Below are 1,882 nucleotides of genomic sequence, written 5' to 3' on the forward strand. Positions count from 1 at the left end.
CAATTTGTTCGGTCTTGATAAAATTCAAAGTTGATGCACAGTTCTGATGAAGGTAAGCTAATTTGCTGGTATAGACTAGGGAATTCGATCGCACCACATAATAATAATAAGGCTCTGGCACTAGCAAAAATTTCCCGCCTCTAGCCAAGCAGGTCAACGTCAACCAAAAATCTTCGCCTACCTTCATCTCTGGATCGTAGCGAATCTGGTGCTGGAGCAGAAATTTGCGGTTGAATATCGGCTTAGAAATCCCCAGTCGCAGTCCCAATTCTCCATAGACATCAGTTTCGACAAAATAGACCGGATCGATCTGCTTAATGGTAACAATTGGTTCGCCGCTTTCTGTAATCAGCGTACTCCAAGCTCGGTCTTCACCATCTTTAACTAGATACAGATCGTCAGCAATCAGATCGGCATGTTGTTGGGAGGCAATCTGTAAGAGTCGTTCTAATCGGGTGGGCGCATACCAATCATCTGAATCCAAAACCGCAATCCATTCACCTTGAGCCTGAGAGATCGCCCAATTCCGGGTCGCACTCACGCCCAGATTTTCAAAGTTAGTAAATACTTTGAGGCGTCTATCTGTAAAGCTGTTTGCTATTGCTAGCGTGCGATCGGTCGAAGCATCATCTACGAGGATAATCTCAATATTAGTCAGAGTTTGTTTCAACGCCGACTCGATTGCCCGACCGATATAGACAGCGGTATTATAGGCAGGAATCACGATCGAGACTTGAGGATTGATGCTCATTTTTGGCTGTTAGAAGGACGAACTCACAGTTGCTAACCATATTTGTTAGCAATTGCTTGGTGGTATATTTCGACAGTTTGAGTGGCAATATTAGTCCAATTCAAGTCTTGCTGACAGCGCTCAAAGGCAGCAGCTTGGAGCTGCTGTTGTAACTGCCGATCGCTCAATAACCTGACAATCGCTGCTGCTAAGGCTTCGACATTACCTGGGGGCACCAGCAGACCATCTTGCCCCGATTCGATTAACTCTGTCAACCCGCCAATGGCTGAAGCGACAACTAAAGTACCCATCCCATAAGCAAGGGTGGCTACCCCACTCTGAGAGGATTCGATATAGGGTAAGACAGCAATCGTACTCCGTTGAAAGAGTGCTGCGACTCGTTCGGGCGGAATGAAATCATCGATAATTTCGATCTGATGTCGATCTACGCCATCGGGAAAATACTGCTCGAAATTTTCGCCTTTGCCCGCTATTATCAACTTAATAGCAGGAAACTTCGCGGCAATTAACGGTAGTGCTGCAATCAAATATTTAAGACCTTTATACGGCCAGATTCTGCCAAAAAACAATAGCGTTTGCGGCTCTCGCTCGACGGTTGCGGCGGTAGATCTGCGCCGATACAGACTCCCGAGTTCGCCGTGTGGCAACACGCAAACTCGCTCTAGTGGCACCCGAAAATGCTGAGTGAGAGTTTGTTTTAATGCTTGAGCGTGAACGATCGCCCGATCGGAGCGATGGAAGGCAATTCGCTTAGTATAATCGGCACCAAAGATATTTTGCCGATCTCCAGGGTGCCGAAACACATCATGAATGGTGGTGACGAGCGGTGGCATTCGATTGAAAAATAAGGTCAAGTCATACCACGGATCGTTGGTTTCTTGAACGTGTAAAACGTCCGGTTGCAATTCCCGCAAGATTCGCATCAAGGCTGACATCGCGGCGAAGTTACGCGGATCGCGGATGCGAGGTTTCTCAAACTCAATGACTCGCATCCGAGGATCGAGCGAACTCCGACAATATGCTGCCACCTTTTGAGGTTGAATCAAGGTGAGATCGACTAGCTCGTACAAACTATTGGCAAGTTCGATCGTGTAATCTTCAAAGCAAAAATGTACTAAGGCGACTTTAATT

2 protein-coding genes are annotated in these 1,882 nt (G+C 46.8%); both read right to left on the reverse strand.

From position 1 onward, the window contains the following. Positions 1–751, reverse strand: a 751-nt coding sequence (locus tag RMO35_RS00370; protein ID WP_309737777.1) for a glycosyltransferase family 2 protein, incomplete at its 3' end; no start/stop codon positions are given. 32 nt (positions 752–783) lie between these two features. Beyond that, positions 784–1,881 carry a glycosyltransferase family 4 protein gene (locus RMO35_RS00375; RefSeq protein WP_396135577.1) on the reverse strand — a complete coding sequence of 366 codons (1,098 nt, stop codon included), beginning with the start codon at positions 1,879–1,881 and terminating at the stop codon, positions 784–786. Position 1,882 lies beyond the last annotated feature (1 nt).

The organism is Chamaesiphon sp. OTE_20_metabat_361 (assembly GCF_031364565.1).